Source organism: Paenibacillus sp. FSL F4-0087, assembly GCF_038020215.1.
Taxonomy (GTDB): Bacteria; Bacillota; Bacilli; order Paenibacillales; family Paenibacillaceae; genus Paenibacillus; species Paenibacillus taichungensis.
In genome coordinates this window covers 4,334,379-4,358,866 of the sequence record NZ_JBBODJ010000001.1, presented here as the reverse complement: position 1 = coordinate 4,358,866, position 24,488 = coordinate 4,334,379, and the positions used below count along the sequence as shown (strand labels likewise).

Below are 24,488 nucleotides of genomic sequence, written 5' to 3'. Positions count from 1 at the left end.
CAGGTCTCTTATAATGATAATCAGTAAAGAACCGCAAAGGAAAACCATACTCTGTTCGTAAAGTCCCCTCCGTGTAGGCTGTTCCTGGAATAAAGATCAAAGCTAATACAGCAAGCCAAGCTGAAAGATTAAATATTCTTTTATTAAACGTCAATTCATCTCATCCATTCATTACATTTTCGGTATCCACCACATTCGCAAACATGCTCAGAACCGAATTGTGATGTTCTATAATCTGCTCAGCTTGAAGAATGTTGGAATTCCATGTGCTGTGAGCATCACGAACCAAGGTTACTGCGTAGCCAAGGCTACTTGCTCTGCGACAAGTCGTATCCACGCATATCTCCGTCTGCATGCCAGTCAGAATAAGATCCGTCACTCCGTTTTCTTGCAATTTCAGATTCAGATCTGTTTCATGAAACGAATCCGGTGTCTGCTTTTCAATAATAAGGTCACCCGCGATCGGCGCAATGGACGGATGGATCGTCCAACCTGCCGTTCCACGCTCAAGGGGACTGCCTGCTCCTTCACTGTGCTGAATGTAGATAACGGAGTGACCTTTTTGCCGAGCCTTGGAAATGACATGTTGTATTCTCTGAAGCAATAAGTCCCCCCGATATACGGGATCTGATTCATCGAACATGGCTACCTGAACATCGATTACAAGAAGTGCACAATGAGTTGGCATCTTATATCCTCCTGAAAAATAATATTAAATCAGCACTTGTTATGACTCCTTCTTCCTTTTTCGCGCCGTTAACAAACCTTCCAATCCCAGATCGATCAACACAAATAGTATAGCAGCTAGAACGCCAAATAAGGACAAAACTATCGTTTCTTTAAAATTTAAAATTTCTTCTCCCGCGCCCATGAGCAAATAATAGATATACATACCTAAGACTCCAGCACATGCATAACCCAGTATTCTCAAACTTAGATAAATGACATAATTTGCGAAACGAGATCTGCTCAACAGATAATCCAGCAACAGGGATAACGGTAACCCAATCAATGTGATCAGGGGAGTCGCATATACAAGATAAACAAGAATATAGAAATCAAAGCTGTAAGATTCATTCATGGATATGATACTTGCAATTAAAGTAAAACTAATGATGGTTAGAACGGTCGTCAGAAGCTTTCTTCCAATGTTCATCTCACCACTCCCATAAGGATATCCATCTACAATGAATGTTTCCTATGCGTCAGATTCTCCCGGTTGCCACCCAATTTCTTGGGACCATATATGAGCTTTCTCTAAAATGCTCCACACCATCGGTCCTTTGCCTTCCACGTATTTTGGACGCTGGTCCTTGTATAAAGCCATAAGCCGGTGCTTCTCTTCTGCATATTTCAATCGATCCTCTGGATGTTCCCTCAAATAATCTCTAAAAAGCAAGTTCATCTGCTCAGAGAAACTCCCTGCTTGTCTTACATGTACATGTGTTCTCCTGCTTCCGGGCACTTCACGGAAATATCGCTTGGTTTTATCGGGATTTTCTTCTCTAAATACGAAGCCGGCCGCTTCGATTTCTTGTTTGTAGTTAGGTAATTCTTCGTAATTGGATACGGAAATTTGTATATCTATGATCGGTTTGGCATCCATTCCGACGATGGAAGTTGATCCGACATGGTCAATCCGCACAGCCTTTTCTCCCAACGCCTCTCTTAATCTCATCCCGGTTTCGAGGAACATTGGCCTCCAGGCAGGATCATACGTTGCAATTCTCCATTGATCTTCCATGTAGTCCTCCCTTTGTTATCTAATCCATCTATATAAGAAACAACAAGTCTTTCTTTACTTTTGTCGCATTCTAAATTATTAAATCCACTAGACTACACCTGTCATCCGAAAACTAAAAATCATCATAATATATTTCTAGTTTTATTTGTTTCTTTAACTCAGTAATGTATTCGTATACATCATCAATATTTACTATACCTTCGACATTCCTCCTCAATAGATCATTGATAAAATTACTATCATTCTCTCTCAACCTTATATCTTTTAAGTAGTTATCATTATAGTCATTAATAAAATCTAATTTGTTCTTATAAAATCGAAATCGTTCCAAAACATAAATTTCCTTGAGATTAATGAATAAAGCTAGAAAATCCTTAAGATTTCTGGCTACTAAGGTTACTTGATTACCAAATGCCATTGGCTGAATAAAAATAATAGGAGCTTCTTCCAGATCACTAATTGATCCGTTAAACGTTAAAAAAGCAAAGTGGTCACCATCTGCTCCTGTTCTGCCAAATACGATGGCATCATCTGGGGTACAGTAATATCTATCATCATTATTATTAAAACTGATATAAAAACCCACATAATCCTGGAAGGTTCCATCATGTCGTTCACGTAATTCCTTATCTATTCGGACGATGTCTAGTAATGTTTCAGGCATTTCATAATTTATTTCCACTTTAAACACCTCTTCCTTATATCATAACTATATACAAGTCTATCGAAGATTTTTTGATTATATATAGTTGGAACACCCACACCACTATCATTGCGCTTCACTTTTTACAACTAATACCATTCTTATTCTATATTTTAACGCAAGTAAAAAAAAGAGAAGGAACAAAAGTCCCTCCCCTTACCTTTTCAGATATAATCACACTTAAATTTAGAAAACTCAGCTACAGAACCTTCTCCGCTCGCATATAGACCAATGAGCACCCCTGTAAATCCCCCAGCAACTTCCGAGGAAAGGTATTTCGTCTGTGCTGTACCTAAGAGGGTGTCCTTGCCATCTGCATGAATCAGGAAGCTGTAGCGTTCATGGCTTGCCTGTATAACCAATGTGGCATGATGATTACTTCCCAGTTCCACTTCATTTTCGACTGATTTGATATCCCCAATATTCAGACGTTCAATTACCTTATACCCGCTCTGCTCTTTGCGAATGGCCAAGTCATAATGGTGCTGTTCATCCATGTAGATGGTGATGCCTGCCTCGCCATTCGTAAGCCTAACGTCAACAGAGATAGTCGCGTCAAAGTCTTTTTGACGTAGCCCAATGAATGTCGGGGATGCTGGAACATCCAATGTCACTTCGGTTCCTTTTAATTTTAAGTTGCCTTGCTCTAACAAGTAATTGTCCGTATTGGGATGACGAAGATAACACCAGTCCAGATTCCAATCCGTGTTCTCGAACGTATAGGTTTTCTTCTCTTGTTGAACAACTGTGTCAGAGATACGATCAGTGTCAAAACTCATAAGCGTCGTACCATTATGTCCTGCCGTAAACCAGCCTTCCTCGTCAAAGGTAACTGGTGTAAGGAATACTTCCCGGCCCAGATGATGATAGGTTAGCCACTGTCCACTCTGACGGAATCCCAAATGGAAAATCCACCAGTTGCCTGCCTCGTCCTGAATCAGGTCGCCATGGCCAACCCCCTGCAGTTCATAACCACCTAGATTACGGTTGGTCAGAACAGGATTCTTGGCATAAGGCTCGAAAGGACCGGAAGGAGAATCTCCCCTCGCATATGTGACCATATGACCGTATTCGGTTCCGCCTTCAGATGCCATGAGGTAATAGTAACCATTCATTTTATACAAATGTGGGCTTTCCAGATAACGTCCGCCTGATCCTTGCCATACTGAGCGACTTGGGGTCTTTTTGTTACCTGTTTCAATGTCAATTTCACACTGAATGATTCCCCCAATTCCTTCATCGTCGGTTCCGTTGCTCATAAAGAAGGCCTTACCGTCTTCAAAATACAAATCCGGATCGATTCCCCCTTGATCCACAATAATCGGTTCTGACCACTCCCCGTATATATCATCAGTCCATATATAGAAATTCTGACGCGTGGTGTCGTTCGTCGTGGTCATATAGAATCGCCCGTTGTTGTATCGAATTGTAGGGGCGAAGACACCTCCCGAGCTGCTCACCGTTTCCAGATGAATCTGGCTTTTTCGGGTTAAACAGTGACCGATTTGCGTCCAGTTCAATAAATCTTTGCTTTCAAAAAGCGGGACACCCGGAAAATACTGAAAAGAACTGCACACCAGATAATAAGTGTCATTCACCTTGCAGATGCTCGGATCTGGATAGAACCCTTTAATGACGGGATTATTGTATTTCACTTGAGCCACCTCTTTTTCTCTAATTTACATATTTAAGAATCCAACTTCATAAGCAGATAAAAAAATTAAACACTATCGCAATCATTCTTTCAATGCGTTAGAGTTGAAGAGTCAAATTAATTTCGTTAAATTAATATATATATGATTTCAATAGATCTGGTTAGGAGATTGTTAAGGATGATCAAAGCGAACGGAGATCCAAAATTCATACCGTTATACGAAGCGCTGGCAAGCGAGGTTAGATGGAGGATCATGGATATGATTGCACCTAGCGAAATGAATGTGAAGGATATTGCAGCTGCGTTAGAACTTAGCCCCTCCATCGTCACCATGCACATACGAAAGCTTGAGCAAGCCGGACTGATCGATAGCCGTCGGATACGCCTGAATGGAGGCACGCACAAATTGTGTTTCCTCAAACAAAATAACATCGAGATCGAACTACCATCCGCCAGCCGGACAGCAAGGATTAGAGAGCAGACGATTTCTGTAGGACACTATACTGCATTTGAAGTCTATCCTACCTGCGGTCTTGGGACGCATGAGAAAGAAATCGGTGTTTGGGACGACCCACGCTACTTTCTTGATCCTGAGCGGGTTCACGCTGCCATCCTTTGGTTTGGAAGAGGTTATGTCGAATACAAAACACCTAACTATATGCTTCCTGACGAGACTGCTAACTCCATTGAGATTTCAGTGGAACTGGCTTCTGAAGCCCCGGGTTTAAGAGATCATTGGCCATCGGATATCCTATTTACGTTTAACGACATTTCGCTTGGAACGTGGACAAGCCCCGCTGACTTCGGAAGAGCTGCCCGAGGCAAATATACACCAACATGGTGGCATCGTAATGTGAATCAATATGGATTATTAAAGACAATTCGTGTTGATAGCTCGGGTACGTATATGGATGGAGAGCGGATGTCAGACGTGACGATCGAGGATATCCAACTGGAGCAGCCATTTTGGACGCTTCGTTTCACGGTTGACGAGGAGGGGGCTAACGTCGGAGGATTAACACTTTATGGTTCCGGGTTCGGCAATCATGACCAGGATATTGTCATACGCGTACAACGCTAATCTTTCTTAATGTAGTAACGAATAATCCCGTTCATTCAAACGTATTCCTTTGAATGAACGGGATACTGCTTTACGTAGTTAAAGAAGCTTTCTATATTCAACACCATGAACATGAATCAACACGTTCTGGGCTGCCAATCTTTCAAATAAATTCAACATATCCCCAAAGGGATTTTCGAAATAGGCAATCAGGTGTTCATAATTTGCAGTGGATTTCAAAAAGTTATAAAAAAAATAAGGGTCCATGTTACCCACATCATTTTTACTGCCGAGGGAAACCTCCAACGTTTGCCCTGTTTCTGCATTCTCGAACATGCAATGCTCTCCATGGACATCGAAATGCCAGTTTCCACTCAAATATTCTTCACCGTTTAATACTTCTTCATTAGAAAGCAAGTGGTACGCTCCATTGATGATCTCTTCCTTTTCAGACTGGCTGGTTTCTGAAATCAATTTTTCGATCAGTTCTTGTGCAACTCTTTTGTATGTTTCCATCGCTTCCAATAATGTATCAGTTGTTTCTTTGGTTAAAGCGTGCATCTCTTACCTCCTGCTTGTAACGGTTGTCTTGAAGTCCCTTCAATGTGGCCCTATGTTTGTTTTTATTCTTTGTACTTGGTGCTCCAACGGATAGAGCTATTGACGGCTCGAACGCATCGCCTTTACATGTTTTAAACTGCTGTCGTTTAAAAACTCTTTATATGCTTCGGATTCAACGGCGTAGATCGCCACTTTTCCTTGTGAATTATGATGAATGCCCCAACCGTAACGCTTACCCAACGAAGAAGTACGAAGACAGGGTTGTCCCTTAGAGAAAAACTTGGTTCTCTCTATGGATCTTTGCTCGTCGGGTATATCATTGCGCTGCGCGAACACTTCAAACATGACATCCTCTTGCGTATATTGATAAGGGTGGTTTGTTATCATTTCATATTGTAAAACTGGAACGGTTTTGCCGCCGTTTTTGGCTTTGGGGATCTCTGCCACTTTAACAGGACAATCTTCTGCTGCTGCAATAAAAGTTTCATAATAGTTCATGTCTTTCATCTATATATCCTCCCATCTATTCAAAAAAAATATGGATACGAATATACAATCAAGCTTGAGCTGTTTTATAAATATTTCTTAAAAGCCTTGCTGGATTCCCCATCGTACCCTAACTTCGTGTAGAAGCCGTGTGCTTCGTACCTGGATGAACCACTGGTGAGAAACACCTTTATACAATTTTTCTGTTTGCATACATCCTCTATATACTTCATAAGTTCAGATCCATATCCCTTGCTCTGCACATGCTCCGTAATGATAACCCGCTCAACCACGCCAAAAGGTCTATTTTCCACCAAAGCATCCAGACAAATATGTAAATGCGCAGTCCCAATAACCTGATCATCGACTTCGTAAACAAATAAGAAACTGTTGGGATTATCCCTTACTTCTTCAATCCGCTCCGCCAGTACCTTCGTATTCAGGTTGTTCGGTAATAATTCTTTGTACAACCTTTCAATAACCTCGACATCCCTTGCTTCGGCCTCTCTGATCATCAGGTACCACTCCTCAATTTATATAATAACTTAATATGATGTCACCATTGTCCTCGAATTCACCTGTCTCCTGAAACCCGGATTTCTTATATAAAGCGTTTGCCACCATGTTGTGCGGCACATGAGATACCTTGATTTGCTTGCAATCGGTTCTCTCTTTTAACTTATGAATCACTTCCTTGATCGCCAGTTTGGCGTATCCTTTCCCCTGGTATTTCTCATCAATCATGAATCGAAGTATCCAATAAAACCCGTCATTATATATCTCATTATCAAATAAAATAAAACCCACCATGCGGTCCTCTGCAAAAATTCCATATGGCTTCGAGGTGATCTCCTTTGTCGCATGTATTAAGGAATCTGCATTGCTTGCTACTAAATTCAGTTGGTCTTCACGCGGTTTAAGCTGGATACACTCTAATTCGTTTTCTGGGGTTATAAGTTGTAGATGCACTTGCTCTGTTGACACATCAATCTCTCCTTGCGCTCAAATGATGACTAGATTCATCATAACCCAAAAAGTGGTATATGCGAACAGTTTCTCCCTCTTTTTTCACCTGCTGATTAGCAGTTCTTTCCTTACAGATCCAGAACAAAAAAACCACGGTTTCCCGTGGTCCATCCATTCGAGTATGCTCTATTCTACTGATCCACTTACCAGTCTTCCTTCAAACCATACCGCTTGTCGCGCAGACCTTCTGGCAACCGCCTCTGCCGAGCAGCTGGCTTCTACCAGTACAAAACTAGCTGTATCCCCTACCTTCGGCCATACCTGTTGGCCCTCTGAATCCAGTGGAGTGATACCACTTGTGACAAATGCAAGAGACTGAGCCAAGGAGCGTTCATCGTTATAACCGTACAGTTCGGCGAAACGGCCGGCTTTCTCCAGCTGATCTCCATTGCCAAACGGTGACCAGTGATCCGTCAGACTGTCTGTCGCCAGCTTCACGTTCACCCCATGTTTATGGAGCATCGGAAGGGGCATCATCATTTTACCGATAGGCACGGTCGAAGCAACGTTCATACCAAGGGAAGCCATTCGCTTGGCCATATCTTCCGCTTCTTGCTGCTCCGCACGAGCGAACCAGAACGCATGACTTACGGTAACTTTACCCTGAAGTCCTGCTTCTTCGGTCAGGTCAACCAATTGTAGCAACGTTTGTTTACCCGGTTCTCCAGAATCATGCAAATGAATATCGATGCCTGCCTGATACTGGACAGCCAGTTCGACCATTACATTTAGCGATTTCTCAATATGCTCGTCCACAGTGTGAGGATCAAGTCCACCTACATGAGTAGCCCCTTCCGCCATGGCTTGACGCATGAGTTCAACCGAATTAGAGCGGAGAAGTCCATGCTGCGGGAAAGCGACGATTTCAGAGGATATTTTGCCCGAAAATGACTCCAATGCCTGCTTTGTAGCTTCCAGCCGTTTCAACCCACTGACCGGTTCAATATTGCAATGACTGCGCACATGGGTGGAACCGTATCCCTGAATCAGGCTCAGAATGCTCTCCGCCTGACGCTTTGCATCGGGTAATAGCTTGGGCAGCAACACTTTCTCTTCTTCGATACGTTCGAAAATGCTGGAGATGCGTCGAACCGCTTTCCATGGTGCATCATAATACGTTTTATCCAAATGAATATGGGCTTCCTCGAACGAAGGCAGCAGCAGTAATCCTTTACCATCAACCTTTGGCAACTCGCTTGTTAATTCCGTATCCCCGTCCATGATGGCTGCAATGACTCCATCTTCAATCCGCAAATGACCAAGGCTCGTCCGGGTGCCAGTTACCTGCCCGTCTTCCATCACATAACTTTGCTCCAATGATACGTTGGTTAACCAGTATTCCTGCTTCAACATGGTCACTCCCTCTTTCCACTCGGTCTATCTAGCATCGAGTACCGATTCATCTTCTGTGGTCAATGGTACCATAGGACCTCATTCAGCAAAAATAGTTAAAACGTTGGTGTTCCATACGATTATCGTCTAGATATTATTGGACTTCCCCATTAGTATACGAAGTGTAATATATCCCAAAACTTGAATCACAAATACCATAGCCACAAATTCAACCAGAATGCTGTTGCCTGCATTTAAATCAGTCATGATATCCTTCAAAATTAGACCGGGTTGCTTCAAGACATCCCAACTATTCCACCGATTAAATCTCCCGATATATACCCCTAGACTGCTCAGAAGTAAAACAACGCCTACAACTACCATACCGCTAAATGGGTTTAATCGTTTATTTAACAATTTGTGAATTTGATGTATCGAGCAAATGGATAGAAGTAAACCCAGTATGGCTAAGACAAATGTTAGGCTGAGGCTATACCAGAAATCAATATTAACCCAGAATTTAGTTTCCCCCTGAGGATCAAAGTATCTGAATGCATGCAAAATTTCTGTGAAAAGATATGCCGAATTCGGTAGAAAGAACAACCAGCCTGCACACATTACCCCGACTAGTGCGATGCTCGTTCTTGTAAGTTTCTTATTGCTTATATAACTAATCGTTGATGAAATGATGAATGGAACCCATGCTAAAAAAATGTCCCACGTTAAAAATTGATACATGTTCGTGTTTGATTTGGTACGTAAGTAGACAGCAACAAGTAGACAACCTATGGTAGCAACGATTAAAACACTACTCATTTTTAAATAAATCGTATTTTTATTATTGTTCATTTCTTCGCTTCGATTTCCCTTTCCTTGGTGGTATGCAAGTGCAGTCCCTGATAACCTGATCATCGATTTCATAAACGAACTGTGACTCCGCCTTCCTAGTAATACACGTCCATCATAACCCAAAATGTGGTATATGCGAAAATAGCGGCGTGAACCCAGAAGGAAGACAAAAACTTTACTTTCGCAATATTTCCGTTCATCTTCCATTCTTCTACCATTAGAGAATGCAAAAAAAAACAGGCACTAGGGAAGTGCCTGTACATATTTAGAACCGAGCTAAGTACTTAGCTAATAGTTCACTGCTTCTTTTTTATATGAAAATATGATGATCAGAAATTAAACCGCGCATGGCCACCATCCGTCACGCCTTCAATCTGTTCAATATCCAGCAGTCTTCGCTTCATCTCCAGTCCTCCGCGAAAACCGGTCAGCTTGCGGTTGGCACCGATAATGCGATGACACGGCAGCAGCACTGGAATGGGGTTGGCTCCATTGGCTGCCCCAACAGCTCGTACCGCTGAAGGTCTTCCCACCGCAGCGGCAATGTCGCCATAGGTTCTTGTCTCACCATATGGAACATTCCCCAACTCCGCCCATACCTGCTGTTGGAATGTTGTTCCGATCAAATCAAGTGGAATTTCTTCTGTGAAAGCCACCTTGTCTCCCGCAAAATAGGATTGCAGCCAATCCATCATTCCCGTATGCTTCAACGCTGCTTGATTCTCTTCGAGCTCCACTCCAGGAGCAATTCGGCCAATCCAACTACTCCAATCTTCCAGCGTTTCATTGGGCATGATGACCCGGCATAGCCCTTTTTCGGTGGCAAGCAATACCCACGGACGACCGTCTAACTCCATTTTGGTCCACATGATGCTCTTTCTCATACGTCAATCGTCCTTTCCCCTCGTAGGTTTTTTATCTGGTTTCTTTTCTCGTTATGCACACATACTACACACGAACCGTTTTTTTCATTTTTCGTTTCATGCTGCGGATGATCTGCTTCGTCTCCGGATCAACACGATAGGACTCCGTTATTTTCTGAAGAGCCTTATTATACGTAAAGTCATCCAAGGTATTGTCCTGCAAATAACGCATCGTGGCTTCTGGCTGTTTCACATACGCGATGGAAATTGCCCAGGCCACTGCCATTTTCACATAGTACCCTTCGTGATGAATGGTATCTAATGAAGCAAGCACTCTGCTGATATATTTTTCTTCCATATAAAAGTTCAACAGCATCACAACCCCGAAGCGAATGTCATATTCCTGGTTGGATACCAGATAGGGCTGCAAGAACTGCCACACTCGATCCAGATGTGCCTTTGTATATTTCAAACCACCGCAGAAACTGTCGCATACTGACCAGTTATCTATTTTGGGAACAAACCAGGCAATATGCTGCAGGAGTTCCTCGATATCTGCTTGGGCATGACCGATGACCATCGCTTGCAACATCACTTCTTCAAAATAATCATCATCGGCGGTTTTCAGGTAGGCACGCCAGTCCTCTTTGACGATTTGTTTCGCCATCTTGCGTATTTCAGGCAGTCTCACACCTAACAGATTCGTGATATTCGGAATGAGCGCAGCCGAGAATTTCTGATATTCCGGTTCGACCAGAGATAACAATTGTGTTCTTACAACCGATTCCACATGTCTCCTCCTCATCGGGTTTTCTACAACAAGTATATCCCGGCAGCATCCATTTGTAAGCCTATATCGAATGTTTTAGCAAGATTACAATATCCATTTCCCGTGGTCACTGTTTAACTTTCATTCCATTTCGTTTAAGAATACGGAGTTGAAATATGTTCAACCAAACATTTACACAATAACGGAGAGGACAGAAATAACCTGAAGAAGCGAAGCGTTCGCCTTTATCCCCGGATTTCCCCTTTTTCAGAAAGGAATCAAAAAAATCTGGGGATAACAGCGATCGGAAGGTTGTTCTGTCATCGGAGTGCCAGTGTAAATATTCATTTGTTGAACCCATATAGAAAGGAGACTACATATGAATCGATCCCATCCCAAAAAAGATTTTTCGGTTGAAGAGATTACGGAGCTCCTTGTGCAATTCGTGCAAACCCAAAACCTGACCGAGTTTTATAAATGGGCCAAAGAACTTCATCCCTATGACCTTTCTCTCGTATATAAAAAGTTCCCTGAACAAGAGACGAAACGCTTCTTGCTCTTATTCAAACCGGACGTGCTCGCCGACATGGCAGAAGCGCTCACGCTTCACGAACAGGTGCATCTATTCGAACAGTTAGGCCCGGAGCGCACTCTTGAAGTCATGCAGCAAATGGACAAAAGTGATCTGATTCGCTTCATGCATGATCTGCCCCTCCAACGCAGAGAAGAACTGCTGTCCAATATGAATCTCGATCATTCCGCCATTATCCGCTCCGTGCTGAACTATCCACCGGAAACGGCTGGACGGATCATGACCGATCGTTACCGTACGCTGTTATCGCATGAAACCGCAAAGGAAGCACTTAGAGAATCGCAGGCTACGCTGCACATTCCTGCAACCAGTTATCTGTATGTCACCGATGATGAAGGCAAACTGGTCGGAGTCGTGAGTTATCAATCCCTTGCTCAGGCAGATGATAACACCAAAGTAGAAGAGCTGATGACTCGGCGTGTCATCCATGCAACAGTTGATATGGACCAGGAAGAAGCTGCACAGCTGTTGCAACGTTATGAGTTTATGGCTTTACCTGTCGTGGATGAAAACCGCAGATTATGCGGTGTTATCCAAATGGATGATGTCATTGATATTATTATGGACGAAGCCAGTGAAGACATCGCCAAGATGGGTGGCGGCAGTAAAGACATCGATTTTGATACCAAACCATTGGTTGCCGTCAGACGTCGCCTTCCATGGCTGATTTTATTGTTATTTATCGGATTGATCTCAGGTAGCATCGTGGATTTTTTCGAAGACACACTGAATCAGGTTGTGGCACTGGCGTTCTTCATGCCCATGATAGCCGGTATGACGGGGAATACGGGTACACAATCCCTTGCAGTGGTTGTACGTGGCTTGATTGGACGCAAGCTGGACAAGGCCACAGTGCTCGCGCTTATTGGCCGAGAGATTAAAGTAGGCACAATGATTGGACTTGTATGCGGTTTGCTGATCACGGTCATCGCCTATTTCTGGCAAGGTGACTGGCTGCTCGGAGCGATTATTGGAGTATCACTATTCTTCACCCTGGTTATCGGAACACTGACCGGTACTTGTATTCCTCTTCTGCTCAGTCGTTTCAAAGTAGACCCTGCGGTCGCCTCCGGCCCATTAATCACAACGTTGAATGATATATTGTCGTTGTTTATCTATTTCGGCATCGCAACTCGTTTTCTGGATGCCTTAATGTAAATTAACCTTTCAGTCTTTATTCATTGAACAGGTACTTTAATACAGTAAAAAGACTCAACTTCCTCTGTACATACAGTGAGGTTGAGTCTTTTGGTGTTATTTTCAATCTAAAAGAGAACTGCCTTATGCTTCATTTTAATGTATTTGCTATTTCAACTAATGTTTGATAATCGTATAACGGTTCAAGATTGTTGTTTTTCCCTGAAATAAGAGAGTACGTTAAACCTTCGTTTCTCCAATAGATGGCACTTACATTTCCGTCTCCTTGGTCCCATGTTTGAGAGCCATTAGATAATTTCAAACCTTTCTTCCCCTTCGGAGGCGTATCCACCTTTGAGTTTGTAATCATAGTGATCAGGTTCAATCCTTCGTCGGTATTTGCATACGTGATTTCGACTGCTTCAAATGTACCATTGGTATCTAAAATCCTCGCTGATTTTTGAGTAACTTGGAAAGGAACTGACGGTTGTTTGATTTCAAACGGGGTCCTGGCTTCAGCCTCTTCAAATGAAATTTCAACTGGAGGACTCAGATCCAAATTATTGATTGGTTGGTCACCTTCCCCATTTTTAAAGCAAGCAGACAATAAAAGAGGTATCATACATAGGAACAGCAACTTACTTACAGTTTTCATTTAATCACCTCGATATCAAAGTAGTTACTTCTATGACGTTTCTATTAGCTGGAAAGTTAAGTTTTTTTTCTGCTCATGTGCAATCTGCTGCAATAATGTACTATAAGCCAATGCCTCCCCGGAGTATGATCATGTAACTACAACTCGGGGAGGCATTATGAATCTTACATCTTTTTTCATCTATTGTATTGTCGTTACCTTCACACCTGGACCCAGCAATATTGTGATTCTCACTTCCGTCGGACAGGTTGGTCCCCGGAAAACGATGGAGTATGTGTGGGGTGCCACCGTTGCATTTGGCTTATTACTTGCTGCTTCTGCTCTTCTCAATCATGTACTTGCTGAGGTATTGCCTGGCATTCTCCAAGTGATGCAGATCGTGGGTAGTGTTTATATGATATATCTGGCTTATCAAGTCTATAAAATGGGTTCCACCGAGACGGGATCGAAGCAAGTTACGGGGTTTCTAAACGGTTTAATCATGCAGTTTGTGAATCCAAAAGTAGTTCTGTTCACGTTCACAGTTATTCCAAGTTATGTTCTGCCGTACTACGATAGCACCATGTCAACGTTTCTGTTCGTGATCATTATTACCATCATCGGCTTCCTGGCCTATTCCAGTTGGGCCGTGTTTGGCTCCATCTTCAGAACCTTACTTAATCGTCATCAAAAAGCAGTGAGTATCCTAATGGCCCTTTTTTTGTTATACTCAGCCATTATGGTATCGGGAATCATCTAACGCGCGGGAGGTGTGTGCAGCATGGAATTGTTTAACTATAAGAAATCACAGGACGTACTGGCTCTATCCGCCAGCTTTACGGATTTCACCTATAAAAAGCATTGCCACGAGGAATATGCAGTAGGAGTCACGCTTCGCGGTATTCAGCAATACCATCTGGACGGACATTATCAGGCCTCCCACAAAAACGGCGTGATGTTATTCAACCGGGAGCAGTCCCACGATGGAAGTTCCTATGACAAAGCCGGTATAGATTATGTCATGCTATATCTGAAGCCGGATTTGGTCGAAGAGGTTCTAGGGAAAAAGGAATTGCGTTTTAATAGCCCCATCGTCTATGACCCTGTGCTTGCACGAAGCATCCTGATGCTGAATGATGCTATTCAAAAAGGACAGGATGAAGCGAAATGCAGTGAACTGCTCTTGGGCCTGTTGCAATTACTCTCCCAGTCGGAAATGGACACCAAGTTGTGGCGGCCTCAGGACAATCTGGTTCGAAAAGCGAAAGAAATGATGTTTTGCAGTATTGAAGATGTGCTGAAACTGGACGACCTGTGTGCGGAATTCAACATGTCCAAGTTTCAATTTATCCGCGAGTTCAAGTCCCATGCTGGCATATCGCCTTACCAGTTTTTTCTGAATTGCAAGGTGGAGCGTGCCAGACAGTCCATTGAAACGCATAAGGATGTTTACTCCGCTGTAGCCGAATGTGGTTTTGTCGACCTGACTCATCTGAACAGACACTTTAAACGAGTATTCGGTATCACGGCTTATGAATATATGCTGCAGTTAAACTAATTTAATCGGTACGATTATCCGACCAAATGTATTAAATCCCCGCTTGGAACGCGAGTTTACCTCAATGTTCCACACGGGGATTTTCTTTTCCCTTCCGTTGCCGTGCTACCATTCTCCCTTAAATCAGATCCTAGCATTCACGCGCGCTTCTTCCTTCTCCAGATCCAGCCACTTACCAATACAAGCAATAGAATAACCCCACCATATATTATGAGATAAAATGACCAACTTCGTCCTTGATCGTTTTTTTCAAAATCAGCCTGACTCACTACTTTTCCTGCTCCCAGCAGCTTCAACGCGTCTCCAGCTTGATCAATGGAAACATTGCCACTGCAAAGATTCGTATGCAACTTATCGTCCATTTTATTCTGATAAGCAAAGATCAGATAGGATTGGTTCTTATCCAATTGAATCCCACAAGATTCCGAACCGGCATCATTACCCATGACAGTCATTCGTTTAGAAGAAACACCCTTCCATGCGGTATCCACTTCAAAGGTATATGCTCTCACTCGGTCAGTGCTAAATATCTGCACCCCACCCCTTTTCACCACTTTACCTGTAAAAACCGCCGTAGACGTCTTCAATTTCTCTTGGGCGTTCGATTCTACGCAGCTGCAAGCATAAGCTTTCTCCCCAGGAAATACCGTGTAACCCAATCCAACCAACAACAATATCAATGCAAACCATACTAAGCGCTTCATCCTTTCACCCCCGGCTCAGATTGCAACACCCTTCTTGTAATCGTTCACATTTTGTTTGAAGATATATTTATTGTAAGATTATAGCATAATACGAATATTGTATTGAGCATCATCAGAATTCAGACACCTTGGAGGAAACCGTCACTTGAATCAGACTTTGAAAAAGAATATCTCCATCCCGCTGCTCGTTGCAGCGTTATGTCTCATTGCATTTGTAAGCATCGCCCTGTCCATCAGCGACAACCAGATCCACGTCTTTGACGATACCTTGATTGGTTGGATTCAGGGCATGGAATCACCCGGAATGACACGATTGATGCAGCTCTTTACCTGGATTGGCAGCGAGGTGCCTGTGGTTGTCATTACCATTCTCGCCATGCTTGTGCTGTATATCTACCTCAGGCACAAACGCGAGCTGCTCTTCCTGGCTTGTGTTATTACGGGCTCGACTTTGCTCAATGCATTGATTAAGCTGGTATTCCAGCGCGCCAGACCTACGATTAACCGGATTATTGAGGTGAGTGGTTATAGCTTCCCGAGTGGCCATTCCATGGCAGCGTTCAGCTTGTATGGCGGCCTGGCCTTCTTAATCTGGAAGCATGTACCGACAGCGACTGGACGCGTACTCATGATTATCGTGAGTGCGATCTTCATCCTGACGATTGGAATGAGCCGAATTTATTTGGGGGTGCACTATCCCAGTGATGTCGTGGGTGGGTACTTTCTGAGTGGATGCTGGCTTGCCGTATGCATATGGTTCTATCAGCGACATCTGGAACGCCTTTCCCTGTTACAGTCCCAACCTCTCGCTTAAGCTTTTTCGATCACCATGCAATGATCCAACCCATGCTTGAAAACAAACCAAACGTAAAGAACCTCATGGGTGCATCAGGCACCAATGAGGTTCTTTTACGTCATTATGGATCTATTTTACAGTGGCAACTTAGAGCTCCTCGCCATTGGATTCAATGACTTTTTTGTACCAGTGGAAGCTCTTCTTGGGTGTTCTGCTCAAATCACCATTGCCATCATTGTCCTTGTTCACATGAATGAAGCCATAACGTTTCTTCATCTCGCCTGTGGATGCGCTGACCAAGTCGATACATCCCCACATCGTGTAAGCGATAAGCTCCACACCGTCGGCAACGGCTTCTTTCATTTGTTCGATGTGACCTCTCAAATAATCAATGCGATAGTCATCCTGAATGGAGCCATCTTCCTCTACTACATCCACTGCACCCAATCCGTTCTCCACAACCATCAATGGAATCTGATAACGGTCATACAGGTGATTCAGCGTGTAACGCAATCCTTTAGGATCGATCTGCCAGCCCCAGTCTGAAGCTTCCAGATACGGATTTTTGATGCCGCCCAGCAGATTTCCCTCTGCTCTATCCAACGACTCATCCGCACTCTCGACCAAGGACATGTAATAGCTAAAGGAATAGAAGTCCACGCAGCCTTCACGCAGAGTCTGTGCATCTTCCGGCTGCATCTCGATCTGGATGCCTTCTTCGGCGAAGAAACGTTTGGCGAATCCAGGGTATGCTCCACGAACCTGTACGTCTCCACAGATCATGTTGGACAGCTGGTCCTTCTTCTGCGCGAGCAAAATATCGTCCGGGTTGCATGTATTCGGATATGTTGTCATGAAAGCGACCATACAGCCGATTTGGAAATCAGGATTGATTTCATGTCCCAGCTTCACCGCTTTTGCACTTGCAACAAATTGGTGATGCAGCGCCTGGAAGCGGGTCTGAGGATCATCAACTCCATCGATCAAAGTCTCTTTGCCTTCAAAAAGGATACCTGCAGCCATATAAGCCCCCATTGGCATCGTCAGACAGTTAATCTCATTAAAGGTCAGCCAGTATTTCACCTGATCTTTGTATCGGTTGAAGAGGGTTGTACAATATCGGATATAACAATCAATCACTTCGCGCGAAGCCCAACCGTTATATTTCTGGGTCAGACCAAATGGTGTCTCGTAGTGAGAAATGGTCACGAGCGGCTCAATGTTGTACTTTTTCAACTCGTCAAAGACGTTGTCATAGAACTGCAATCCCTCTTCGTTTGGCTCCAGATCATAACCGTTCGGGTAGATTCTGGACCAGTTAATGGACATGCGGAACATTTTGAAACCCATTTCGGCCATCAGGGCAATATCCTCTTTGTAATGACCATAAAAATCAACCGCTTCATGGCTCGGATAATACGTGCCCTCTTCCAGTACAGGCGTAATCCGCCGTGGTGTTGTGTGCGTTCCACCTGTCATCATATCGGAAGTACTTTGGCCTTTACCACCCTTGTCCCATCCACCTTCAAACTGATTGGCAGCCGTTGCGCCACCCCAGAAAAATCCGTCTTTCATCGACATCATCAATTCCTCCTTCATGATCTTTCTAACACTATACATCCAGTGTACCACCCATACCCTGACACCTATTGTCATGGTATAATGTCGGCATGGAAAATAACCGATTATTCAGAATGCTATTGCTGTTATTGGAGAAAAAGAAAGCTACCGCACCCGAGCTCGCGCGTTTGTTCGAGATATCCGTGCGCACAGTGTACCGTGATATCGACAGACTGAGTGCCGCGGGTATTCCCGTATACACGACAACCGGCAAGCATGGCGGCATCCATCTCATGGACAACTTTGTCATGGACAAATCCCTGTTGTCCGAAGATGATCAGAATGAAATTTTGCTTGGATTATATAGCGTCAGCGCCATCCCTCACCTTAACACTGCCCATATGCTCAAACGTTTAACCGCCCTGTTTGATCACAAGCTGGACTGGATCGAATTCGACTTTTCACCATGGGGCAGCATTCCACAGCAGGAGAGGGAACTGTTCAATCAGGTCAAACAGGCGATCCTCACCAATCAATGGATTACGTTTCACTATGTCAATTCGGATGGAGAGAAGAGTGTTCCGACGGTTGAACCTCTCAAACTTTTGTTCAAGAACAGTACTTGGTATTTTAAGGGGTACATTCACGACGAGCACGATCGAAACGAATTTCAGACGTTCAAAATGAAACGCATTACCCAGCTAAAAATTCTGCCGAGGGTTCCCCGAAACAATATAAACATCGGATCACCGGAAAATGAGACTCACGTCACAATCAACCAAATCGCTCTGGAACTGTCGTTCTCCAACTCCATTGCTTATAGGGTGTATGATTTTTTTGAACCGTCACGCGTTGAAAAAGATCCCGACGGCAGGCTGCGCGTTGCCCTTGAACTGAATGAGGGAGAATGGCTGTACTCCTTCCTGATGTCGTTTGGATCTGACCTGACCGTAATCAAGCCTCCACACGTTGGACAGGAACTGCTTAGGCGACATATCAACGCGGTAGAACATTTACAACAGGTCGTTAACAACAGGTTGGAAAATGAATGATATAATGAAGCTCTGATCATCTGTTGATTCTTTTACTTTTTTGCTATCTATCCATTTCCTGAAGGAGGTTTGTCCATGCAAGACATTAGACGTAACAATGTGGAACGATTCAAAGGTTTCGGTACGTTATATGACCAGAACCGGCCTGCTGCGCCCACCGAGGTCGTAGATATTCTGACGAATTATTTGGGCAGCAAACCTCGCTTGGTCGCGGATGTTGGCTGTGGTACGGGCTTATCGTCATGGATTTGGCTAAATGAGGCAGAACGTGTTATTGGCGTCGAACCAAGCGATGATATGAGAGCTGTCGCAGAGTCCAAATGGGAAGCAGCAGGCAAACCGGACCATCTGCGTTTTGTCTCTGGCCTATCCCACGAACTGGGACTACCTGATGGCAGTGTGGATATCGTGACCTGCTCACAGTCGTTCCACTGGATGGAGCCCCAGTCCACACTGCGCGAATTTGCGCGTGTACTGCGTCCAGGAGGCATATTTGCTGCCTACGACTGTGACTGGCCACCAGCGGTCGATTGGCAGCTGGAACAAGCCTATCTGCATTTGAATACGGAGGCAGATCATCGAGCTGCCAGTCTGGCTCCCCAGGAGAATCAAGCACATAAATGGAGTAAAGACGGACATTTGCAGCAGATTCAGCAGTCCGGCTTGTTCCGTTACTCGCGTGAAATTGTGTTTCATCATCGGGAAACATTCGATGCCGACCGATACGTCAATCTGGCACTAAGCCAAGGCGGCCTGCAAACGGCAGTGAAACTCGGAGCGACTGATCTACTTGAGGTAGCAGACGAATTTAGACAGCTGGCTACTCGTATATTTGCCGGTGAATCGAGACAAGTTCTATTCTCATATCGGATGCGTTTGGGCATCGTCTGATTTTAAGCTAAGCTCATCCAGATTTCCCCTATAATAAAATACACAAAAGAAACCTGCCCATCACTTGAATCGTGATGTTGCAGGTTTTTTGTTTATATAGCCATCAGGATGAGAACAAATTACTTAGTTGTTCTTCCTGTACATTCAATGCCAACACTACTTTTGACGGGTCCTGCTTCGAGTAGATCACGTTAATAATATGACCTTGCTGAACCTGAGGTAGGGTAGATGGATAAATTTCCTTTGGTATAGTGACCTTAAATGTCTCTCCATTTGACTTCGTTACACTAAGCGTTAGCTGAAGTTTGATTTTGCCATTACCTCCGCTTCCAAGTGGAGTAACATCCAATATCTTGGCCATCGCTTTCTCGCCCGTTCGTGCAATATCCATCATCTCAGGTGCCACGCCATGCTGCACCATCTTCTCATCCAGCAATTGCTGTATATCTTCCTGCGATAGCCTCCCCTTCAGATCAAGCCCTACCTTGTGTTCATCCGTCACAGAGACCACTAAGGGAATTAAACTGCCCGGCTGGAATTGAGACATTGAAGTCAACGGTATGATCGTTCTCAACTCGGTATCGTATTTCTCACGTCCTTTACGCGAGACGGTCAGGCCCAGTCGAACTTCCGGCTGCTCATTAATATACGTACCCGTCTGCTGGATGCTTTTAATGACACCAACCGCTGGTAATCCTGACTTCACTCTCCCAACGCCGAAGATATTAGCCAAAATGGAGGGAATAAAGATCAGCCCAAATCCGGCAAAAATCGCTGGTGTATACCACCATGCCTGCATAATGATAAAAGGATCATTCCACAGCTGCTGTGCCAGAAATGGGGAGAATCCCACCCCAAACACAGTCAACACACCGACCAATCTCAGGAAACCTACCATCTGCCCCACCCTCTCTATATCTCTATTATTCGTTGTTAGTTGTCTTTATTAAAAGATAGAATGCTCGTTTGTAGTTCGAACACCTTCTAGACGGACAACAGACCCATGTAAATTAACTCTGTCGGATTCGCCGGATTTTGCCCCAATCCCACTCGATCTCCCACGCGTGGAATCTGCATCTTGGACACCAGTGTTTCCAATGTTCGCTGATACTGATTGCCATTCGTCTCTGTTACATCCAGCACAAGCACAACAATTGGATCAAAATTGATCAGCTTGCCCGTATCGGTAATCGTGATTACCGTGGCTGTTGCAGTTAAGGGAAGGGAACCACTTGCCGCCAGTTGTGCCTGTTTTGCCGAATCCAGACTCTGGTTGATGGCTTCCCGATGCTCCTTTGATACAAAACCTTTCATCATCATGCCGGTAAGTCCTTTATTCATCATTTTATCTGCCTTCGCAATCGCATCTTCCTGCTTGTTCTTTTTACCAAACCATCCCATAATGAACACCTCGTTTTTTTATTTTTGGTTATAGTTAAAGTATAAACAGGAGGGCTTGTCCTTGAATACCCTTTTGACTGCATACAAAAGAAACGAAAAATCCGGTGATTAACCACTGAATTCTCGTTTCTTTAACATGCTTTTTGATGGATTCCGCAAAAAAAGAGCCGTAAACGACTCTTCAATGAAAGGTTTGGAGGCATATTTTGTGCCTAATGCACCGGTATTGAACAAAATCATGCAAAAAAACGGCGGTTCCACGCCGATTTTCGATCTATTTTTTGCGTAACAGGTAGACCAGCTTCCGATAATACATGGCGGCTTCCTTATATTTTCGCAGATCCTCGGACACCACGGCCATTCCCTCATATAAAGGTTCAAGACGCATGGCATGCTGCACGGACTCAAAATAAGGCAGACATGCGAGCGCTCGCTCCATGAACACTTCACGATCTCCATGCGCAAGAGCAAGATGGCTCTGGTAGAAGGTTGCACTCATCTGCTGATCCTGAGTTGTTGCACTATTCAACAGTTGATCCACACTCTGCGCAAGTGCCCCCCAGTTTTTTCGTGCCAGTGCCACTTCACACCGATACACACTCACTAATGGCTTCATGGCCTGCTGGGTTTCTTCGGGTTCTTGCTGCAACAGGGATTCGAATCGTTCGATCTCCGACTGCGCCTGATCCAGCTCCCCCGTCATGGTTAACATGACAATCCGATTATTCGCAATGGCAGTGACCAGATCGCCCTGATTACCGGCATACACCAGATTCGCCTCTGCCATAGTCAATGCCGAGAGCGCCTCCTGTACCAGTCCCATCGCAAAGCAATATCCGCTGTACGCCACATATAAACCGGACAACCGATGAAACAGCCGCTGATCATAGACATGTCTCATGGTGAGATCGAATACCTGCTTGGCCTCTTCGTACTGTTTGACCTGAATGTAGGCTTCCATCTTGATATTTTGCACAGACAGCCAGAATTCACTTCCAGGAAGGGCCAATTCACTTAGCCTGGTTGCATGCGTTAACACATCCACAGAAGCAAGCTTGGAACGATAGTACTGCACTTTGTAATATAATAACGCCTTCGCTAGCGGACGCGGCAGATCTACATCGTCAGGACGGCCGTATTTCTCCAGATAAAAATTCAGATAGGATGTATGTATATATTCATGAGCCGATGCATCATTTAATTGTTGGTAATAGACCGCCTTCATTAAAGCCGTGGTCAGCTCTACTGTCAGCGCATCATCCCGATCCTCAAGTGCGTGCACGATATCTTCTGCTATCACTGAAGCTGGAACTGACATTTGTTCAAAAATAACCTCTGCCCGCGCCAGCGTTTCTTCATCCTGTGCAGAAGCGTTTAATAGATAGGAAGTCGTTACGCCAAGACGTGACGCAATAGCCTCTGCCAGATCTTCAGGGAGTGGATAACGATCGGCCAGAATATTGGCAAAGTGAGCCTGCGTAACCAAACCTTCCACGAGGTCTTTGCGGGAGATTTGCTTTCTTTTGCTCAGAAATTCAATCCGTTCCTTCAGCATGGCTAGTCTTCCTTTCGTTTCGATCCTGTGAATCACAAAAATCCGGTGATAAAGGCGAACGCTTCGCTTCTCCAGATCTGTTCTGTCCTCTCCGTTGTCGTGTAAATGTTTAGTTCAAATTATATAATATCATCCAGGGTACGAAGCCGGATACCGTCTTTTAGCCAAATCCATCGAAACGGTTTCCGTTTCGGAGGCAATTGTTTTACAATAAGGTGGTATGTACAAGAGCATTATCCAATAATGAAGAACAAGAGTTGAATATGAAAGGATGCAAATGAATGATTATTAAACCAAGAACACGTGGTTTTATTTGTACAACTTCCCATCCTGTAGGCTGTGCTGCACAAGTCCAGGAGCAAATTGATTATGTAAAATCCCAACCGCAATTGAACGGACCGCGGAACGTACTCGTTATCGGAGCTTCTACTGGATATGGACTTGCTTCGCGCGTCGTATCCGCATTCGGTGCCGGAGCCAACACCATCGGCATTTACCGCCCCAGCAGCTCCACTGAAAAACGTACAGCTTCAGCAGGCTGGTACAACTCCGCTGCATTTGAGAAGGCTGCGGAAGAAGCAGGACTGAAATCATACAGCATCACAGGTGATGCCTTTGCCAACGAAACCAGAGAAAAGACCGTTGAACTGATTCGCAGTGAACTCGGTCAGGTTGACCTGGTTGTCTACAGCGTAGCTTCAGCACGCCGTACCGATCCGAATACTGGTGAAGTATTCAACTCCGTGCTCAAACCGATTGGACAATCGTATACGAACAAAACAGTCAATTTCCATACGGGAGAAGTAACGTCCGTTACGATTGATCCGGCATCCGATGAAGAAATTCGCCAGACCGTAGCCGTGATGGGCGGAGATGATTGGGAACTGTGGATGGATGCCTTGCAACAAGGTGGCGTACTCGCCGACAATGCAACAACCATTGCCTTTTCTTATATCGGTCCTGAACTAACGCATGCCATTTATCGTGATGGCTCCATCGGCCAGGCCAAAAACCATCTGGAAGCGACAGCCCACAAGCTGAATGATCGTCTGAGTGCAAAGGGTGGACGTGCTTACCTAACCGTAGCCAAAGCGCTCGTAACCCAATCAAGCTCCGCAATTCCAGTGGTGCCGTTGTATATCTCTGCGTTGTACAAAGTCATGAAGGAAAAAGGCTTGCATGAAGGATGCATCGAGCAATTGCAACGCTTGTTCGCTGATCGCCTCTATGCGGGAGGAGAAGTTCCGACCGATGAAGCAGGGCGTATTCGTATTGATGATTGGGAGATGAGAGCGGACGTTCAGGAAGAAGTGGCGAAGCTCTGGGACGAGCTGACCACAGATAATATCTACGATCTGTCCGATTTGGTCGGATACCGTCAGGAGTTCTTCCAACTGTTCGGTTTCGAAACCGACGGCGTGGATTATGAAGCAGATGTTGATCCAAATGTTGAAGTACCACATCTGCGTTAATTGAAAACTAATTTGGCTGTGAGATTGGAGTAACAATCTTATTACAGGTCCAGATTAAGCCTTAGGGGAGCGAGCTTTCGCTCCCTTCT

At 44.4% G+C, this 24,488-nt stretch carries 27 protein-coding genes; 8 read left to right on the top strand and 19 right to left on the bottom strand.

The window, feature by feature from the left end:
* Positions 1-160: 160 nt before the first annotated feature.
* The 5 genes from MHB84_RS20070 to MHB84_RS20050 form a co-directional block, all read right to left on the bottom strand.
* Positions 161-688: a cysteine hydrolase family protein gene (locus MHB84_RS20070; RefSeq protein WP_076287841.1), complete on the bottom strand. Its 528-nt coding sequence runs from the start codon at positions 686-688 to the stop codon at positions 161-163.
* Positions 689-727: 39 nt separating this feature from the next.
* Positions 728-1,156 (bottom strand): hypothetical protein, encoded by a 429-nt coding sequence (locus MHB84_RS20065; RefSeq protein ID WP_076287840.1) that lies wholly within the window; start codon positions 1,154-1,156, stop codon positions 728-730.
* Between the two features lie 42 nt (positions 1,157-1,198).
* On the bottom strand, positions 1,199-1,744 hold the full coding sequence (locus MHB84_RS20060; protein WP_076287839.1) for a GrpB family protein: 546 nt from the start codon (positions 1,742-1,744) through the stop codon (positions 1,199-1,201).
* Between the two features lie 112 nt (positions 1,745-1,856).
* A complete protein-coding gene (locus tag MHB84_RS20055) occupies positions 1,857-2,426 on the bottom strand; it encodes a hypothetical protein (protein WP_076287838.1) in 570 nt (189 codons plus the stop codon).
* Between the two features lie 185 nt (positions 2,427-2,611).
* Positions 2,612-4,102, bottom strand: coding sequence for a glycoside hydrolase family 43 protein (locus MHB84_RS20050; protein WP_076287837.1), 1,491 nt, complete (start codon positions 4,100-4,102; stop codon positions 2,612-2,614).
* Positions 4,103-4,279: 177 nt separating this feature from the next.
* Here MHB84_RS20050 and MHB84_RS20045 point away from each other — a divergent pair, with 177 nt between their 5' ends.
* Positions 4,280-5,182: an ArsR/SmtB family transcription factor gene (locus MHB84_RS20045; RefSeq protein ID WP_076287836.1), complete on the top strand. Its 903-nt coding sequence runs from the start codon at positions 4,280-4,282 to the stop codon at positions 5,180-5,182.
* Positions 5,183-5,260: 78 nt separating this feature from the next.
* On the opposite strand, the gene MHB84_RS20040 is transcribed toward MHB84_RS20045, so the two are convergent.
* From MHB84_RS20040 to MHB84_RS20005, 8 genes are all read right to left on the bottom strand, one after another.
* Positions 5,261-5,722, bottom strand: coding sequence for a DUF6896 domain-containing protein (locus MHB84_RS20040; RefSeq protein WP_076287835.1), 462 nt, complete (start codon positions 5,720-5,722; stop codon positions 5,261-5,263).
* A gap of 96 nt (positions 5,723-5,818) precedes the next feature.
* Positions 5,819-6,229, bottom strand: a complete 411-nt coding sequence (locus tag MHB84_RS20035; protein WP_076287834.1) for a DUF6157 family protein — start codon at positions 6,227-6,229, stop codon at positions 5,819-5,821.
* A 65-nt stretch (positions 6,230-6,294) separates the two neighbouring features.
* Complete coding sequence (locus MHB84_RS20030) at positions 6,295-6,723, bottom strand: GNAT family N-acetyltransferase (RefSeq protein ID WP_076287833.1); 429 nt, start codon at positions 6,721-6,723, stop codon at positions 6,295-6,297.
* Between the two features lie 13 nt (positions 6,724-6,736).
* Entirely contained in the window at positions 6,737-7,192 is a 456-nt protein-coding gene (locus MHB84_RS20025; RefSeq protein WP_076287832.1) for a GNAT family N-acetyltransferase, read from the bottom strand.
* Between the two features lie 168 nt (positions 7,193-7,360).
* The gene (locus MHB84_RS20020) at positions 7,361-8,587 is read right to left on the bottom strand and encodes an amidohydrolase (RefSeq protein WP_076287831.1); all 1,227 of its coding nucleotides are present in this window, start codon (positions 8,585-8,587) and stop codon (positions 7,361-7,363) included.
* A gap of 126 nt (positions 8,588-8,713) precedes the next feature.
* On the bottom strand, positions 8,714-9,487 hold the full coding sequence (locus MHB84_RS20015) for a DUF1361 domain-containing protein (RefSeq protein WP_179087128.1): 774 nt from the start codon (positions 9,485-9,487) through the stop codon (positions 8,714-8,716).
* A gap of 257 nt (positions 9,488-9,744) precedes the next feature.
* Entirely contained in the window at positions 9,745-10,299 is a 555-nt protein-coding gene (locus tag MHB84_RS20010; RefSeq protein WP_076287830.1) for a methylated-DNA--[protein]-cysteine S-methyltransferase, read from the bottom strand.
* Between the two features lie 64 nt (positions 10,300-10,363).
* Positions 10,364-11,068, bottom strand: coding sequence for a DNA alkylation repair protein (locus MHB84_RS20005; RefSeq protein WP_076287829.1), 705 nt, complete (start codon positions 11,066-11,068; stop codon positions 10,364-10,366).
* Between the two features lie 358 nt (positions 11,069-11,426).
* Between MHB84_RS20005 and mgtE the strand changes: the two genes are divergently transcribed.
* Positions 11,427-12,797 carry a magnesium transporter gene (gene mgtE, locus MHB84_RS20000; RefSeq protein ID WP_064635927.1) on the top strand — a complete coding sequence of 457 codons (1,371 nt, stop codon included), beginning with the start codon at positions 11,427-11,429 and terminating at the stop codon, positions 12,795-12,797.
* 130 nt (positions 12,798-12,927) lie between these two features.
* Here mgtE and MHB84_RS19995 read toward each other — a convergent pair whose 3' ends face one another.
* Complete coding sequence (locus MHB84_RS19995; RefSeq protein ID WP_076287828.1) at positions 12,928-13,431, bottom strand: hypothetical protein; 504 nt, start codon at positions 13,429-13,431, stop codon at positions 12,928-12,930.
* Between the two features lie 157 nt (positions 13,432-13,588).
* On the opposite strand from MHB84_RS19995, the gene MHB84_RS19990 reads away from it, so the two are divergent.
* A complete protein-coding gene (locus MHB84_RS19990) occupies positions 13,589-14,170 on the top strand; it encodes a LysE family translocator (RefSeq protein WP_076287827.1) in 582 nt (193 codons plus the stop codon).
* Between the two features lie 21 nt (positions 14,171-14,191).
* Positions 14,192-14,968 (top strand): AraC family transcriptional regulator, encoded by a 777-nt coding sequence (locus MHB84_RS19985; protein ID WP_076287826.1) that lies wholly within the window; start codon positions 14,192-14,194, stop codon positions 14,966-14,968.
* A gap of 137 nt (positions 14,969-15,105) precedes the next feature.
* On the opposite strand, the gene MHB84_RS19980 is transcribed toward MHB84_RS19985, so the two are convergent.
* Positions 15,106-15,672: a hypothetical protein gene (locus tag MHB84_RS19980; protein ID WP_076287825.1), complete on the bottom strand. Its 567-nt coding sequence runs from the start codon at positions 15,670-15,672 to the stop codon at positions 15,106-15,108.
* A gap of 145 nt (positions 15,673-15,817) precedes the next feature.
* Here MHB84_RS19980 and MHB84_RS19975 point away from each other — a divergent pair, with 145 nt between their 5' ends.
* Positions 15,818-16,486 (top strand): phosphatase PAP2 family protein, encoded by a 669-nt coding sequence (locus tag MHB84_RS19975; RefSeq protein WP_076287824.1) that lies wholly within the window; start codon positions 15,818-15,820, stop codon positions 16,484-16,486.
* Between the two features lie 129 nt (positions 16,487-16,615).
* On the opposite strand, the gene MHB84_RS19970 is transcribed toward MHB84_RS19975, so the two are convergent.
* Positions 16,616-18,067 (bottom strand): glycoside hydrolase family 1 protein, encoded by a 1,452-nt coding sequence (locus tag MHB84_RS19970; RefSeq protein ID WP_445322133.1) that lies wholly within the window; start codon positions 18,065-18,067, stop codon positions 16,616-16,618.
* Between the two features lie 110 nt (positions 18,068-18,177).
* On the opposite strand from MHB84_RS19970, the gene MHB84_RS19965 reads away from it, so the two are divergent.
* Both MHB84_RS19965 and MHB84_RS19960 read left to right on the top strand, forming a co-directional pair.
* Positions 18,178-19,080 (top strand): helix-turn-helix transcriptional regulator, encoded by a 903-nt coding sequence (locus tag MHB84_RS19965; protein ID WP_445322111.1) that lies wholly within the window; start codon positions 18,178-18,180, stop codon positions 19,078-19,080.
* Positions 19,081-19,155: 75 nt separating this feature from the next.
* Positions 19,156-19,971 (top strand): class I SAM-dependent methyltransferase, encoded by an 816-nt coding sequence (locus MHB84_RS19960; protein WP_076287821.1) that lies wholly within the window; start codon positions 19,156-19,158, stop codon positions 19,969-19,971.
* A gap of 103 nt (positions 19,972-20,074) precedes the next feature.
* On the opposite strand, the gene MHB84_RS19955 is transcribed toward MHB84_RS19960, so the two are convergent.
* From MHB84_RS19955 to MHB84_RS19945, 3 genes are all read right to left on the bottom strand, one after another.
* A complete protein-coding gene (locus MHB84_RS19955) occupies positions 20,075-20,869 on the bottom strand; it encodes a hypothetical protein (RefSeq protein WP_063565257.1) in 795 nt (264 codons plus the stop codon).
* An 86-nt stretch (positions 20,870-20,955) separates the two neighbouring features.
* Complete coding sequence (locus tag MHB84_RS19950) at positions 20,956-21,372, bottom strand: hypothetical protein (protein ID WP_072734719.1); 417 nt, start codon at positions 21,370-21,372, stop codon at positions 20,956-20,958.
* A gap of 274 nt (positions 21,373-21,646) precedes the next feature.
* The gene (locus tag MHB84_RS19945; RefSeq protein ID WP_076287820.1) at positions 21,647-22,927 is read right to left on the bottom strand and encodes a transcriptional regulator; all 1,281 of its coding nucleotides are present in this window, start codon (positions 22,925-22,927) and stop codon (positions 21,647-21,649) included.
* Between the two features lie 281 nt (positions 22,928-23,208).
* On the opposite strand from MHB84_RS19945, the gene fabV reads away from it, so the two are divergent.
* Entirely contained in the window at positions 23,209-24,399 is a 1,191-nt protein-coding gene (fabV, locus tag MHB84_RS19940; RefSeq protein WP_076287819.1) for an enoyl-ACP reductase FabV, read from the top strand.
* Positions 24,400-24,488 lie beyond the last annotated feature (89 nt).